12 protein-coding genes are annotated in these 12,430 nt (G+C 68.0%); 10 read left to right on the top strand and 2 right to left on the bottom strand.

What is annotated here, in order from left to right; translation table 11 throughout:
- Positions 1-65: 65 nt before the first annotated feature.
- Both SPK54_RS01055 and SPK54_RS01050 read right to left on the bottom strand, forming a co-directional pair.
- Complete coding sequence (locus SPK54_RS01055) at positions 66-815, bottom strand: gamma-glutamyl-gamma-aminobutyrate hydrolase family protein (RefSeq protein WP_330946087.1); 750 nt, start codon at positions 813-815, stop codon at positions 66-68.
- A 122-nt stretch (positions 816-937) separates the two neighbouring features.
- A complete protein-coding gene (locus tag SPK54_RS01050; RefSeq protein WP_330946086.1) occupies positions 938-2,731 on the bottom strand; it encodes a DEAD/DEAH box helicase in 1,794 nt (597 codons plus the stop codon).
- 333 nt (positions 2,732-3,064) lie between these two features.
- Between SPK54_RS01050 and SPK54_RS01045 the strand changes: the two genes are divergently transcribed.
- From SPK54_RS01045 to SPK54_RS01000, 10 genes are read left to right on the top strand one after another with little or no spacing between them, the layout of a single operon-like run.
- Positions 3,065-3,421 (top strand): NADH-quinone oxidoreductase subunit A, encoded by a 357-nt coding sequence (locus SPK54_RS01045; RefSeq protein ID WP_330946085.1) that lies wholly within the window; start codon positions 3,065-3,067, stop codon positions 3,419-3,421.
- The gene (locus SPK54_RS01040) at positions 3,418-4,008 is read left to right on the top strand and encodes an NADH-quinone oxidoreductase subunit B family protein (protein ID WP_330946084.1); all 591 of its coding nucleotides are present in this window, start codon (positions 3,418-3,420) and stop codon (positions 4,006-4,008) included. Before SPK54_RS01045 ends, SPK54_RS01040 begins: the two co-directional genes overlap by 4 nt.
- Positions 4,005-4,760, top strand: a complete 756-nt coding sequence (locus SPK54_RS01035) for an NADH-quinone oxidoreductase subunit C (protein WP_330946083.1) — start codon at positions 4,005-4,007, stop codon at positions 4,758-4,760. The genes SPK54_RS01040 and SPK54_RS01035 overlap by 4 nt, the downstream gene beginning before the upstream one ends.
- Entirely contained in the window at positions 4,757-6,067 is a 1,311-nt protein-coding gene (locus tag SPK54_RS01030; RefSeq protein WP_330946082.1) for an NADH-quinone oxidoreductase subunit D, read from the top strand. The genes SPK54_RS01035 and SPK54_RS01030 overlap by 4 nt, the downstream gene beginning before the upstream one ends.
- Complete coding sequence (nuoE, locus tag SPK54_RS01025; protein ID WP_330946081.1) at positions 6,064-6,591, top strand: NADH-quinone oxidoreductase subunit NuoE; 528 nt, start codon at positions 6,064-6,066, stop codon at positions 6,589-6,591. The genes SPK54_RS01030 and nuoE overlap by 4 nt, the downstream gene beginning before the upstream one ends.
- Positions 6,591-7,958: an NADH-quinone oxidoreductase subunit NuoF gene (gene nuoF / locus SPK54_RS01020; protein ID WP_330946080.1), complete on the top strand. Its 1,368-nt coding sequence runs from the start codon at positions 6,591-6,593 to the stop codon at positions 7,956-7,958. Before nuoE ends, nuoF begins: the two co-directional genes overlap by 1 nt.
- Entirely contained in the window at positions 7,955-10,189 is a 2,235-nt protein-coding gene (gene nuoG, locus SPK54_RS01015; protein ID WP_330946079.1) for an NADH-quinone oxidoreductase subunit NuoG, read from the top strand. The genes nuoF and nuoG overlap by 4 nt, the downstream gene beginning before the upstream one ends.
- Positions 10,190-10,209: 20 nt before the next feature.
- Entirely contained in the window at positions 10,210-11,280 is a 1,071-nt protein-coding gene (nuoH, locus tag SPK54_RS01010) for an NADH-quinone oxidoreductase subunit NuoH (protein ID WP_190282296.1), read from the top strand.
- Positions 11,277-11,768 carry an NADH-quinone oxidoreductase subunit NuoI gene (nuoI, locus tag SPK54_RS01005; protein WP_190281098.1) on the top strand — a complete coding sequence of 164 codons (492 nt, stop codon included), beginning with the start codon at positions 11,277-11,279 and terminating at the stop codon, positions 11,766-11,768. The genes nuoH and nuoI overlap by 4 nt, the downstream gene beginning before the upstream one ends.
- On the top strand, positions 11,752-12,423 hold the full coding sequence (locus SPK54_RS01000) for an NADH-quinone oxidoreductase subunit J (protein WP_330946078.1): 672 nt from the start codon (positions 11,752-11,754) through the stop codon (positions 12,421-12,423). Before nuoI ends, SPK54_RS01000 begins: the two co-directional genes overlap by 17 nt.
- Positions 12,424-12,430 lie beyond the last annotated feature (7 nt).

The raw sequence follows: 12,430 nt of genomic DNA, 5'->3' as shown, positions 1-12,430 counted from the left end.
GCACAGCATCGCCGCATTGCCAGCCTCGTGCCAGCTCGCATTCGCCGCGGCCGGCGGCCTCACGTCTACTCGCGAGAGGGCAGGGTGTGGCGGCGCTGCGGGCGGCCGGCCAGGTCCAGGAAGTTGTTGAACACCGCGTCGGCCCGCGCCTGCATGCCGGCGATGTGGCGTCGGGTGTCGGTGCGGATGCGCGCTTCGTCCTGGCTGCCGGCCAGCTGCTCCAGCTCGCGCCGGTAGGCCGGGGTGGCCAGCCAGCGCTCGATCAGCGGCGGGTTCATCTCCAGGTGGAACTGGAAGCCGTAGGCGTTGGCGCCGTAACGGAACGCCTGCTGTTCGCAGGCGTCGCTGCGGGCCAAGTGCACCGCGGTGGCAGGCACCTCGAAATGGCAGCCATGCCACTGGAACACCGGCGCGGCGTCGCCGAGCGGCGACAGGACCGGATCGGCGCGGCCGGCTTCGGTGGTGCGCACGGGATGCCAGCCGATTTCCGGCGTGCGCTGGCGCTTCACCGTCGCGCCCAGTGCATGCGCCAGCAGCTGTGCGCCCAGGCAGATCCCCAGCACCGGGCGGCCGAGTTCCAGCATGCGCTCTATGGCGGCCAATTCGGTACGCAGGTGCGGGCGCCGGGCCTGGTCTTCCACGTTCATGGGGCCGCCGAGCACCACCAGCCCTTTGTAGCGTTCCACGTCCGGCTGGGCGTCCGGATTGCGCTCGAAATTGACGAAGCGGATGCGGTGCCCGCGCCGGCGGATCAGTGGGTCGAGCGTGCCGAGCGGTTCGGCGGCCACGTGCTGGAAGACGAGGAGGCGGGACATCGACGGACCTTGCCGCCGGCCCGGGCGGCTGGCCAATGCCCGGCCGGCATGTCGGCATGTCGGTGCGATCCATTCTCCCCATCGGGGATGGGGAGGGGACGGTCAGCGTGGTTCAGCGCGGTTCAGCGCGGGCCGCGTGGCTTGAACCCGCCGGGCTTGAAGCCGCCTGGCTTGCGCGGGGCGCCGGGACGGTCGCCGCGCGGCGGGCCGAAGCTGCGCTTGCGCTTCGGCGCGTCCTGGTCTTCCGGCGTCGCCGGCCGCATCCGCAGCGGACGGCTGGCCACGCGCACCGTCTGCATGTGCTGCATCAGCTCGTCGGGCATGCCTTCCGGCAGGTCCACCAGGGTGTAGTCGTCGCGAATGTCGATGCGGCCGATGAAGCGGGCCTCGAGGTCGGCCTCGTTGGCGATGGCGCCGACGATGTTGCCCGGCTGCACGCCGTGCTGGTAGCCCACCTCGATGCGGAAGGTCTGCATGCCCACGTCGGCCGGCAGCGGTTCGCGCGGGCTGCGTTCGCGCGGCTCGCGCACCGGGCGCTCTGCGCGCTGCGGGCGGTCTTCGCGCGGAGTGAAGGCTTTTTCCGGCGCCGCGGGCTTGGGCAGCAGCAGCGGCGTCTTGCCCTGCACCAGCTTGGCCAGCGCGGCGGCGATCTCCACCGCCGGCACGTTCTTCTCGCGTTCGTAGCGTTCCACCAGGTCGCGGAACACCGACAGGTCATCGCTGGCCAGGGCGCCATCGATCTTGTCGAGGAACTTGGCCACGCGGCGCTCGTTCACGGCGTCCACGCTGGGCAGGTTCATCTGCTCGATCTTCTGCCGGGTGGTGCGCTCGATCGCGCCAAGCATGCCGCGTTCGCGCGGCGCCACGAACAGGATCGCCTCGCCGCTGCGGCCGGCGCGGCCGGTGCGGCCGATGCGGTGGACGTAGCTCTCGGTGTCGTACGGGATGTCGTAGTTCAGCACGTGGCTGATGCGCTCCACGTCGAGGCCGCGCGCCGCCACGTCGGTGGCCACCAGCACGTCGATCTGGCCGTCCTTCAGGCGCTGGATGGTGCGCTCGCGGGTCTTCTGCTCCACGTCGCCGTTGATCGCGGCCGCCGCGAACCCGCGCGCCGCCAGCTTCTCGGCCAGCTCCTCGGTGCCCATCTTGGTGCGGGCGAAGATGATCATCGCCTCGAACGGCTCGGCCTCCATGATCCGGGTCAGCGCGTCCAGCTTGTTGATGCCGCTGACCATCCAGAAGCGCTGGCGGATGCTGGCCGCGGTTGTGGTCTGCGCCTTGATGGCGATTTCCACCGGGTTCTTCAGGTAGGTCTGCGCGATGCGCTTGATCGGCGCCGGCATGGTGGCGGAGAACAGTGCCACCTGGCGGGTCTCCGGGGTCTTCTTGAGGACGGCCTCGACGTCGTCGATGAAGCCCATCCGCAGCATTTCGTCCGCTTCGTCCAGCACCAGCATGCGCAGCTCGGACAGATCCAGCGTGCCGCGCTCCAGGTGGTCGATCACGCGGCCCGGGGTGCCCACCACCACGTGCACGCCGCGCTTGAGCGCGTGCAGCTGCGGGCCGTAGCCCTGGCCGCCGTAGATCGGCAGGATCTGGAAGCCGGAGATGTGCTTGGCGTAAGTCTGGAACGCCTCGGCCACCTGGATGGCCAGCTCGCGGGTCGGCGCCAGCACCAGCACCTGCGGCTTGCCCGCTGCCGCGTTCAGTCGCGCCAGCGCAGGCAGGGCGAACGCCGCCGTCTTGCCGGTGCCGGTCTGGGCCTGGCCCAGCACGTCGCGGCCTTCCAGCAGCGGCGGTATGGTGGCGGCCTGGATCGGCGAGGGGGACTCGTAGCCGACGTCGCGCAGGGCGGCCAGCAGGGTCTCGGGCAGGCCGAGGTCGGTGAAAAGCGGGGTCGCGTTGTCGGCGCTCATGTTGCCTTGGGGCGGGATCGCCGAAGGAAAGGGGGCACGCATTGTACGCGCCGCGCCGCGAGTACGGGCTCCAATCGGCCAGGAGGTGGCGCCGCATCGCCGGCGTGGCGGCGATCCTTGCGCGAGATCGATCCGGGGATTTTCCCCGCCGGGGATGCGAACGATTCTTGGCTTTTCGCAGGCCGGCGCATCGGAGTGCGGAATCCTGCGCCCTTCGCGTGCATTCAGGACGTGAAGGTCTGGCCGCGGTGGCGTCCCGGCGGTTAGAATGCGCGGCTGTTAGCGAGCGGCCATCATGGCCGGCAAGCCCACGAACAACTAGAAGAGGCAAGCGTGCTGGCCGAATACCTGCCCACCCTGCTGTTTTTGATCGTCGCCACCGGCATCGGCATTGCGCTGATCGTCGTCGGCAACGTCCTTGGTCCCAAGCGGCCCTCCGGGGAAAAACTCTCGCCCTACGAGTGCGGCTTCGGTGCCTTCGAGAATGCGCGCATGCCGTTCGATGTGCGCTACTACCTGGTCGCGATCCTGTTCATCGTCTTCGACCTTGAAATCGCCTTCGTCTTCCCCTGGGCCGTGGTGTTCCGCGAGCTGGGGGTGTTCGGCCTGATCGAGATGGGCGTGTTCCTCACGCTGCTGGTCATCGGCTTCGTGTACGTGTGGAAGCGCGGCGCGCTGGAGTGGGAATGAGCAATATCGTCCGATCAGTACTGGAAGCCGCCAGCAATCCGCTGCCGGAAGGGCGGCTGGACGACATCCTGCGGCCCGAGGGCGACAATCCGCTGCTGCAGAACGGCTACGTCACCACCAGCCTGGACGCGCTGTGGAACTGGGCGCGCACCGGCTCGATGTGGCCGATGACCTTCGGCCTGGCCTGCTGCGCGGTGGAGATGATGCAGGCAGGCGCGGCGCGACTGGACATGGACCGCTACGGCGTGGTGTTCCGCCCCTCGCCGCGCCAGTCCGACGTGATGATCGTGGCCGGCACCCTGGTCAACAAGATGGCGCCGGCGCTGCGCAAGGTCTACGACCAGATGCCCGATCCCAAGTGGGTGATCTCGATGGGCAGCTGCGCCAACGGCGGCGGCTACTACCACTATTCCTACTCCGTGGTGCGCGGCTGCGACCGCGTGGTGCCGGTCGACGTGTACGTGCCGGGCTGCCCGCCCACCGCCGAGGCGCTGGTGTACGGCATCCTGCAGCTGCAGAAGAAGATCCGCCGGTTGGAACAGAATCCGTACTCGCGGACGCCCAAGCCGGAGGGCGCGCGCGCATGAGCATGCAATTGTCCGAGCAGCTGGTCGCGCGCTTCGGTGCGCAGGCCGTGCAGGTCGCGCTGCCGCGCGGCGAGGTCGGCCTCGAGGTGGCGCCGGCCGATTACCTTGCCGCCTGCAAGGCGCTGCGCGACGAGTTCGGCTTCGACACCTTCATCGATCTGTGCGGCGTCGACTACCTGGGCTACGGCACCGATGAGTGGGATACCGTCGGCGTCTCTTCCGAAGGCTTCAGTCGCGGCGTCGAAGGGCAGGGCCCGGGGCGCTTAAACTGGGGCGAAGCCCCCAGCCACGAGGCCGGCGCCACGGTCGTTTGCGACGAGCGCGCCAGCCGCCGCTTCGCGGTGGTGCTGCATCTGCTGTCGATCCCGCGCAACCTGCGCCTGCGCGTGCGGATGTTCGCGCCGGACGACGGCGTGCCGATGGTGCCGTCGGTGACCGGCCTGTGGCCGGGCGCCAACTGGTTCGAGCGCGAGGCGTTCGACCTGTTCGGGGTGGTGTTCGACGGCCATCCGGACCTGCGCCGCATCCTGACCGACTACGGTTTCGTGGGGCATCCGTTCCGCAAGGATTTCCCGCTGATCGGCAACGTGGAAGTGCGCTACGACGAGGAGAAGAAGCGCGTGGTGTATGAGCCCGTCACCAGCGTGGAGCCGCGCGTGGGCGTGGCCCGCGTGATCCGCGACGACGCCCGCTTCGCGACCGCCGAGGCCGAGCGCGACAACCGCATCCTGCAGCGGGAGGCGCGTCGATGAGCGACGTCCTGCACCCCGGCAGCGACACCTTCGCCAGCAATCCGGCGGAGGCGGCCCAGGAAATCCGCAACTACACGCTGAACTTCGGCCCGCAGCACCCGGCCGCGCACGGCGTGCTGCGCCTGATCCTGGAAATGGACGGCGAGGTGGTGCGCCGCTGCGACCCGCACGTCGGGCTGCTGCACCGCGGCACCGAGAAGCTGGCCGAGTCCAAGCCGTTCAACCAGTCGATCCCGTACATGGACCGGCTGGACTACGTGTCGATGATGTGCAACGAGCACGCCTACGTGCGCGCCATCGAGAACCTGATGGGGATCGAGGCACCGGAACGCGCGCAGTGGATCCGCACGATGTTCGACGAGATCACCCGCATCCTGAACCACCTGATGTGGCTGGGCTCGAACGGGCTCGACCTCGGCGCGATGGCGGTGTTCCTGTACGCGTTCCGCGAGCGCGAAGAGCTGATGGACTGCTACGAGGCGGTCTCCGGCGCGCGCATGCATGCGGCCTATTACCGTCCGGGCGGCGTCTACCGCGACCTGCCGGACAGGATGCCGAAGTACAAGGAGTCGCCGTGGCGCAAGGGCGCGAAGCTCAAGCGCTTCAACGAGTGGCGTGAAGGTTCGCTGCTCGATTTCCTCGATCAGTTCACCCGCGACTTCCCGGCGCGGATGGACGAATACGAGACGCTGCTCACCGACAACCGGATCTGGAAGCAGCGCACCGTCGGCATCGGCGTGGTCACCCCGGAACAGGCCAAGGCCTGGGGCATGAGCGGCGCGATGCTGCGCGGTTCCGGCATCGAATGGGACCTGCGCAAGAAGCAGCCCTACGCCAAGTACGCGGAAGTCGATTTCGACATCCCGGTGGGCGTGAACGGCGACTGCTACGACCGCTACCTGGTGCGCATGGCCGAGATGCGCCAGTCCAACCGGATCATCGCGCAGTGCGTCGCCTGGCTGCGGGCCAACCCGGGCCCGGTGATGCTGGACAACTACAAGGTGGCGCCGCCCTCGCGCGACGACATGAAGCAGAGCATGGAAGCGCTGATCCACCACTTCAAGCTGTTCACCGAAGGCTACTGCGTGCCGGCCGGCGAAACCTACGCGGCGGTGGAAGCGCCCAAGGGCGAGTTCGGCTGCTACCTGGTCAGCGACGGCGCCAACAAGCCGTTCCGCGTGCACCTGCGCGCGCCGGGCTTTGCCCATCTCTCGTCGATGGACGAAATCACGAAGGGACACATGCTGTCCGACGTGGTGGCGATGATCGGCACCTATGACATCGTGTTTGGTGAGGTTGACCGATGAAAGCGACGGGCAATTTCGAAGCCTGCCGCAACGTCGATCCGATGGTGGCTCTGTCGGACGCGACGCGCGCGCATATCGACCACTGGTTGACCAAGTTCCCGCCGGAGCGCAAGCGCTCCGCGGTGCTGCAGGGCCTGTTCGCGGCGCAGGAACAGAACGGCGGCTGGCTGTCCGACGAGCTGATCGCCGCCGTGGCCAAGTACCTGGACCTGCCGCCGGTGTGGGCCTACGAGGTCGCCACCTTCTATTCGATGTTCGAGATCAAGCCGGTCGCCCGCAACAACGTGGCGTTCTGCACCAACATCAGCTGCTGGCTCAACGGCGCCGAGGCGCTGGTCGCGCACGCCGAGCAGAAGCTGGGCTGCAAGCTGGGCGAGTCCTCCGCCGATGGCCGCGTCTACCTCAAGCGCGAGGAAGAATGCGTGGCGGCGTGCTGCGGCGCGCCGGTGGTGGTCATCAACGGGCATTACCACGAGAAGCTCGACCTCGCGAAGGTGGACGAGCTGCTGGACGGACTGAAGTAATGGGCGGACATTCGCACTATTCGGAAGGTTACGGCCCGGTCGGCCCGGCGCCGAAGGAACACCAAGCCGTCTACACCACGCTGCATTTCGACAAGCCGTGGTCGTACGAGAACTACCTCAAGACCGGTGGCTACCAGGCGCTGCGCAAGGTGCTGACCGAGAAGATCCCGCCGGCCGACATCATCGAGATGATCAAGGCGTCGGGCCTGCGTGGCCGCGGCGGCGCGGGCTTCCCGACCGGGCTGAAGTGGAGCTTCATGCCCAAGCACGACGGCGAGAAGTACATCCTGTGCAACTCGGACGAATCCGAGCCGGGCACCTGCAAGGACCGCGACATCCTGCGCTACAACCCGCATTCGGTGCTGGAAGGGCTGGCCATCGCCTGCTACGCCACCAACACCAAGGTGGCCTACAACTACATGCGCGGCGAGTTCCACCACGAGCCCTTCGAGCACATCGAGGAAGCCTTGGCCGAGGCGTACAAGCACGGCTGGCTGGGCAAGGACATCCTCGGCAGCGGCATCGACATCGACATCCACAACGCGCTGGGCGCGGGCGCCTACATCTGCGGCGAAGAAACCGCGCTGATGGAGTCGCTGGAGGGCAAGAAGGGCCAGCCGCGCTACAAGCCGCCGTTCCCGGCGAACTTCGGCCTGTACGGCAAGCCGACCACCATCAACAACACCGAGACCTACGCCTCGGTGCCGGCGATCGTGCGCAACGGTCCCGAATGGTTCATGTCGCTGGGCAAGCCCAACAACGGCGGCTGCAAGATCTTCTCGGTCTCCGGCCACGTGGCCAATCCGGGCAACCACGAAATCCGCCTGGGCACCCCGTTCGCCGAGCTGCTGGAGATGTGCGGTGGCATCCGCAACGGCCACCGCATCAAGGCGGTGATCCCGGGTGGTTCGTCGATGCCGGTGCTGCCGGGCGAGACGATGATGCAGCTGACCATGGACTACGACGCGATCCAGAAGGCCGGCTCCGGCCTGGGCTCGGGCGCGGTCATCGTGATGGACGAGACCACCTGCATGGTCCGCGCCTGCCAGCGCATCAGCCAGTTCTACAAGGCCGAGAGCTGCGGCCAATGCACCCCCTGCCGCGAAGGTACCGGCTGGATGCACCGGATGCTGACCCGCATCGCCAACCTCGACGCCACGATGGACGACCTGCACATGCTGCGCGCCGCCGCCGGGCAGATCGAGGGCCACACCATCTGCGCCTTCGGCGAAGCCGCGGCGTGGCCGGTGCAGGGTTTCCTGCGCCATTTCTGGCACGAATTCGAATACGCCATCGTGAACAAGCGCTTCTACGTCGACGACGAACGCGCCGGCACGCTGGTCAAGGCTGAAAAGGTGGTTGCGTGAGCGCACAACCCGTCAATCCGAACCTGCCGCCCGACCACGTCACCGTCTTCATCGACGGCGTCGAGATGGCCGCGCCCAAGGGCTCGATGATCATCCAGGCCGCCGACAAGGCCGGCGTCCCGATCCCGCGCTTCTGCTACCACGAGAAGCTGCCGATCGCCGCCAACTGCCGCATGTGCCTGGTGGACACCGAGGTCGGTGGCCGCGCCGCGCCGAAGCCGTCGCCGGCCTGCGCCACCCCGGTGATGGACGGCATGAAGGTCTTCACGCGCAACGACAAGGCGCTGAAGGCGCAGCGCAACGTGATGGAGTTCCTGCTGATCAACCACCCGCTGGATTGCCCGGTCTGCGACCAGGGCGGCGAGTGCGAGCTGCAGGACCTGTCGCTGGGCTACGGCCGTTCGGTCAACCGCTTCGTCGAGCGCAAGCGCGCGGTGGCGGACGAGGACCTGGGCCCGCTGGTCGCCAGCGAGATGACCCGCTGCATCCACTGCACCCGCTGCATCCGCGTGACCGCCGAGATCGCCGGCACCTACGAGCTGGGCGGCATGTACCGCGGCGAGAACCTGCAGATCGGCACCTACGACGGCAAGCCGCTGACCACCGAGCTGTCCGGCAACGTCATCGACGTCTGCCCGGTGGGGGCGCTGACCAACAAGGTGTTCCGCTTCAAGGCGCGCCCGTGGGAGCTGACCGCGCGGCCGTCGCTTGGCTACCACGACGCGCTGGGCAGCAATCTGTTCCACCACGTCCGCCGCGGCGACCTGCTGCGCAGCGTGCCGCGCGACAACGAGGCGGTGAACGAGTGCTGGTTGTCCGACCGCGACCGCTACGCGCATGAAGGCCTGTCCGCTGCCGACCGTGCCACGGCGCCGCTGATCCGCGACGGCGAAGGCTTCCGCGAAGCCAGTTGGGAAGAAGCGCTGGCGATGGCGTCACGGATCCTGCGCGACAACGCCGGCGACGCGCTTGGCGTGCTGGCCCACCCGGCCACCTCGAACGAGGAGGGTGCGCTGCTGGCGCGCCTGGCATCCGGCCTGGGCAGCGGCAACATCGACCACCGCATCGGCCAGCTCGACCTTTCCGACGGCGCCGCCGCGGAAGCGTTCGGCATGCCGGTGGCGGAGATCGAACTGGCCGACGCCATCGTCATCGTCGGTTCCAATGTCCGCCACGAAGTGCCGCTGCTGCACCAGCGCATCCGCAAGGCCTTCAAGAAGGGCGCGAAGATCCACGTGGTCAACCCGGTGGATTTCGATTTCACCTTCAGCATCGCATCCAAGGCCATCGTGCCGCCGTCGCAGCTGGCTGCCGCGCTGGCCGCGGTGGATGTTGGCGATGCCGGCAATATCGCGGTGATCGTGGGCGGCGTGGCCGAGAACGGCCCGCATGCCGCCGCCATCCGCAAGGCGGCCGCCGACTTCGCCGCGGCGAAGAACGCGAAGCTGTGCCGCATCCCGCAGGGCGCGAACGCGCTGGGACTGTCCCGCCTGGGCGTGCTGCCCACCTCGCGCGATGCGCAGGCGATGCTGCGCGATCCGCGCAAGGCCTACGTGATCTACGGCATCGAGCCCGGCCTGGACTTCGCCGACCAGCAGCTCGCGCTGAAGGCGCTGGGCGGCGCGCAGGTGGTGGCATTCAGCCAGTTCGCCTGCGAGTCCACCCGCGCGGTCGCCGACGTGATCCTGCCAGTCGGCGCGCTGCCGGAAATCGATGCCACCCTCACCAACCTCGACGGCATCGAGCAGCAGGCGGTCGCCGCCGGCAAGCTGCCGGGTCTGGCGCATTCCGGCTGGCGCGTGTTGCGTGCGCTGGGCGGCGACCTGGCACTGCCGGGCTTCGAATTCACCGATTTGACCGGCCTGCGTGCGGGGCTCGCGCCGAAGGCGGTGCAGGTCGCCAAGGGCGCGCCCGCGCCGGTGGCCGGTAATGGCCTGGAAGTGGCGGCCTCGGCCGCGATCTACCGCGTCGACGGGGTGATCCGTCGCTGCGACGCACTGCAGGCGCACCCGCTCACTGCGGGCCCGCGTGCCACCCTGAACCCCGCCGATGCCACGGCGTTGGGGTTGGCCGAAGGCGTCATGGCGAAGTGCGCCACCGCCGCCGGCACGGCCACCCTGCAGGTGGCGATCGACCCGCGCGTCGCCCCCGGCAGCGTGTGGGTGGAATCCGGCTACGGGGCCACCGCGCCGCTGCTGGCCGCCGCCAAGCTGGAGGTCGCGCGCGCATGAACATCGCGAGCAATCCCCTGATGCAATACGCCATCGACCCCCTGCGCGAGTTGCTGCTGTCCTTCGGCACGGTCGGCATGCTGGCCTGGATCGTGCTGAAGATCCTCGCCATCCTGATGCCGGTGATCATCGCGGTCGCGTTCTACGTGGTGTGGGAGCGCAAGCTGATCGGCTGGATGCACGTCCGCCATGGGCCCATGTACGTGGGCTGGGGCGTGCTGCAGGCGTTCGCCGACGTGTTCAAGCTGCTGTTCAAGGAAGTGGTGCAGCCCACGGTGGCCCACCCGGTGCTGTACCGGCTGGCGCCGCTGTTGGCGCTGGTGCCGGCCTGCGCGGCTTGGGCGGTGGTGCCGTTCGACGCACAGGTGGTGCTGTCGAACGCCAACGCCGGCCTGCTGTACCTGCTGGCCATGACCTCGCTGGGCATCTACGGCGTGATCATCGCCGGCTGGGCCTCGAACTCGAAGTACGCCTTCCTCGGCGCCATGCGTGCCTCGGCGCAGATGATCAGCTATGAGATCGCGATGGGCTTCTCGCTGGTCGGCGTGCTGATCGCGGCCGGCAGCCTGAATCTGTCCGACATCGTGATGGCGCAGGCCGGCAAGGGCTTCCTGGGCTGGTTCTGGATTCCGCTGGCGCCGCTGTTCGTGGTGTATTTCGTTTCCGGCGTGGCCGAGACCAACCGCTCGCCGTTCGACGTGGTGGAAGGCGAATCGGAGATCGTCGCCGGCCACATGGTGGAATATTCCGGTTCGCAGTTCGCGCTGTTCTTCCTCGCCGAATACGCGAACATGATCCTGATCAGCTTCCTGACCTCGATCTTCTTCCTCGGCGGTTGGCTGAGCCCGTTCGGCGGCTGGGGCATTCCGCTGCTGTCGGTCGACGGCTGGTGGTGGCTGCTGGCCAAGGTGTTCTTCTTCGCCAGCTGCTTCATCTGGTTCCGTGCCACGTTCCCGCGCTACCGCTATGACCAAATCATGCGTCTGGGCTGGAAGGTGTTCATCCCGATCACCATCGGCTGGATCTTCGTGACCGCGCTGCTGGTGTACTTCGGCGTGATCGGCGACGGCATGATGGGAGCGGCGGCATGAGCAAAGTGGTTTCCTACTTCAAGAGCCTGCTGCTGCTGGAACTGGTCAGCGGCATGTGGCTGACGCTGAAATATCTGTTCCGTCCCAAGTACACACTGATGTACCCGATGGAAAAGACCCCGCAGTCGCCGCGCTTCCGCGGTGTGCATGCGCTGCGCCGTTACGCCAACGGCGAAGAGCGCTGCATCGCCTGCAAGCTGTGCGAGGCGGTGTGCCCGGCGCTGGCGATCACCATCGAGGCCGGACCGCGTGCGGACGACGGCACCCGCCGTACCACCCGCTACGAGATCGACCTGTTCAAGTGCATCTTCTGCGGTTTCTGCGAGGAGTCCTGCCCGACCGACTCCATCGTCGAGACGCACGTGCACGAGTACCACTTCGACCAGCGCGGCCAGAACATCCTGACCAAGCCCAAGCTGCTGGCCATCGGCGACCGCCTGGAGGCGGAGATCGCCGAGCGCCGCGGCGCCGATGCCCCGTACCGTTGAGGCCGACCCGAGCATGGACTTCGATCTGCAAACCCTTGCCTTCCTCGGCTTCGCGGCGGTCGCCGCGGCCGCGGCGCTGGCGGCGATCACCGCGCGCAACCCGGTCCACGCCGTGCTGTGGCTGGTGCTGACCTTCTTCTCGGTGGCCTGCACCTGGATCATCGGCGGCGCCGAGTTCCTCGGCATCGCGCTGGTGCTGGTGTACGTCGGTGCCGTGATGGTGCTGTTCCTGTTCGTGGTGATGATGCTGGACATGGACAAGGCGCCGGCCCGTCAGGGCTACGTGCGCTACCTGCCGGTCGGTCTGGTGGTGGCGGTGGTGATGCTGGTGCAGATGCTGGCCCTGATCGGCGTGCGCAGCGCCGCCGAAGCGCCGCTGGCGGACAACGCCGCGGTGGCCGCGGACGTGCCCAACACCACCTGGCTGGCGCGTGCGTTGTTCACCGAGTTCGTGCTGCCGTTCGAAGTGGCGGCGGTGATCCTCACCGTGGCGGTGGTGGCGGCGGTGATGCTGACCCTGCGCAGGCGCCCGGGCGCCCGCCACCAGAATCCGGCCGAGCAGGTGCGCGTGCGCGTCGCCGACCGCGTGCGGCTGGTGAAGATGCAGGCGGAAGTGCCGGCCGCGAGTGCCAAGCCGGAGGAGGGCGCGCAATGAGCAACCT

The organism is Thermomonas sp. LB-4, from assembly GCF_036409385.1.
Classification (GTDB): Bacteria; Pseudomonadota; Gammaproteobacteria; order Xanthomonadales; family Xanthomonadaceae; genus Thermomonas.
This window is presented reverse-complemented; position numbering and strand designations above follow the sequence as displayed.

Coding starts and splice junctions, on each gene's coding strand:
- SPK54_RS01035 (WP_330946083.1), top strand. CDS start 4,005: ATGAGCATGCAATTGTCCGAGCAGCTGGTCGCGCGCTTCGGTGCGCAG.
- nuoE (WP_330946081.1), top strand. CDS start 6,064: ATGAAAGCGACGGGCAATTTCGAAGCCTGCCGCAACGTCGATCCGATG.
- SPK54_RS01050 (WP_330946086.1), bottom strand. CDS start 2,731: ATGAGCGCCGACAACGCGACCCCGCTTTTCACCGACCTCGGCCTGCCC.
- nuoI (WP_190281098.1), top strand. CDS start 11,277: ATGAGCAAAGTGGTTTCCTACTTCAAGAGCCTGCTGCTGCTGGAACTG.
- nuoF (WP_330946080.1), top strand. CDS start 6,591: ATGGGCGGACATTCGCACTATTCGGAAGGTTACGGCCCGGTCGGCCCG.
- SPK54_RS01055 (WP_330946087.1), bottom strand. CDS start 815: ATGTCCCGCCTCCTCGTCTTCCAGCACGTGGCCGCCGAACCGCTCGGC.
- SPK54_RS01030 (WP_330946082.1), top strand. CDS start 4,757: ATGAGCGACGTCCTGCACCCCGGCAGCGACACCTTCGCCAGCAATCCG.
- nuoH (WP_190282296.1), top strand. CDS start 10,210: ATGCAATACGCCATCGACCCCCTGCGCGAGTTGCTGCTGTCCTTCGGC.
- SPK54_RS01040 (WP_330946084.1), top strand. CDS start 3,418: ATGAGCAATATCGTCCGATCAGTACTGGAAGCCGCCAGCAATCCGCTG.
- SPK54_RS01000 (WP_330946078.1), top strand. CDS start 11,752: ATGCCCCGTACCGTTGAGGCCGACCCGAGCATGGACTTCGATCTGCAA.